This window comes from Delftia sp. ZNC0008 (genome assembly GCF_000799035.1).
GTDB classification, from domain to species: domain Bacteria; phylum Pseudomonadota; class Gammaproteobacteria; order Burkholderiales; family Burkholderiaceae_C; genus Comamonas; species Comamonas tsuruhatensis.
In genome coordinates this window covers 1-1,371 of the sequence record NZ_JTKZ01000705.1, presented here as the reverse complement: position 1 = coordinate 1,371, position 1,371 = coordinate 1, and the positions used below count along the sequence as shown (strand labels likewise).

Genomic DNA, 1,371 nt, shown 5'->3' with positions numbered 1-1,371 from the left:
CCGCGTTGCTCAGCGACGAGGAGCTGGCGCGCGTGGGCATTGCGCCCGGGCTGGTGCGCCTGTCCATCGGCATAGAGCACCCGCAGGACCTGCTGGCCGACCTGGAGCAGGCGCTGGAGCAGGCGCAGGGCCATGCGGTGTTGGCTGCCGAACGCGGACAAGACCGCGAACAAGACCACGAGCAAGACCGCGATCAGCGCCTGGCGGCCTGAGCGCCCCTTCCTTCCCACTTCCCTGGCAGCACAGCATGAGCACCTTGACAGCATCCACCCTCGAAGCGCCCGCCGCCACGGCGGCAACCCCGGCCCTGCCCGTCATCGACCTGCAGGCCCTGCGCGACCCGGCCACGCAGGCCCAGGCGCTGCGCCAGCTGGCGCGCACGGCACGCGACACCGGCTTCTTCTACCTGGAAGGGCACGGCATAGGCCGGGACGCATGGCAGGGCATACAGCGGCGCGCGCGCGAATTCTTTGCGCTGCCGCTGGCGGACAAGCAGGCGCTGGCCATTGCCAACACGCGGCACTTCCGGGGCTATACGGCCGTGGGCATGGAGATCACGCGCCAGCGGCCCGACCAGCGCGAGCAGATCGACCTGGGCGAGGAGTCGCCCGAGATTCCCGCAGGCCCCGGCGTGCCGGACTGGAAGGGGCTGCAAGGCCCCAACCAGTGGCCGCAGGCCCTGCCCGGGTTCCGCGAGGAGGTGCTGGCCTGGCAGGCGGCAGCGCATGGCGTGGCGCTGGAGCTGCTGCGCCACTTCGTGGCCGCGCTGCAGCTGCCCGAGGGCGCGTTGGACGCCCTGGTCAGCGGCCTGCCTGCGCACCGCATCAAGATCATCCACTACCCGGGCAGCGAGCTGGGCGCAGCAGGCCAGGGCGTGGGCGCACACAAGGACGGCGGCCTGCTGACCCTGCTGCTGCAGGACGAGGTGGGCGGGCTGCAGGTGGAGACGCCGGCCGGCTGGGTCGATGTGCCGCCGCGCGACGGGGCCTTCGTCATCAACATCGGCGAGATGCTGGAGCTGGCCACCAACGGCTATCTGCGCGCCAACGTGCATCGCGTGCTGGTGCCGCGCGCGGGCGTGCAGCGCTACTCCATCGCCTACTTCCTGGCGCCGCGCCTGGACCTGGGCCAGGTGCCGCTGCTGACCCTGCCGCCCGAGCTGGCCGTGCTGGCCACGGGGCCGCAGAGCGATCCGGACAACCCGCTGTTCAGCCATGTGGGCGAGAACGCGCTCAAGGGCCGCGTGCGCTCCCACCTGGATGTGGCCCAGCGCTTCTATCCCGAGCATTTCGCCCGCCTGCAGGCCCAGGCCCGCGCGGCCGGCCGTGAGCTGCACCCTGGTGCCTATTGATTCTTGAAAGGACTACGCGG

Annotated in this window: 2 protein-coding genes; both read left to right on the top strand. The window is 71.5% G+C overall.

Annotated elements, in window-relative coordinates; translation table 11 throughout:
- A partial coding sequence (locus tag L995_RS22935) for a PLP-dependent transferase (RefSeq protein ID WP_197065180.1) occupies window positions 1-212 on the top strand: 212 nt, incomplete at its 5' end.
- A 35-nt stretch (window positions 213-247) separates the two neighbouring features.
- Window positions 248-1,351, top strand: coding sequence for an isopenicillin N synthase family dioxygenase (locus tag L995_RS22930; RefSeq protein ID WP_043790067.1), 1,104 nt, complete (start codon window positions 248-250; stop codon window positions 1,349-1,351).
- The last annotated feature ends 20 nt before the right edge of the window (window positions 1,352-1,371 follow it).

What these genes read in the sequence shown, in the direction of transcription:
- L995_RS22930 (WP_043790067.1), top strand. Translation starts at nt 248, where the DNA reads ATGAGCACCTTGACAGCATCCACCCTCGAAGCGCCCGCCGCCACGGCG.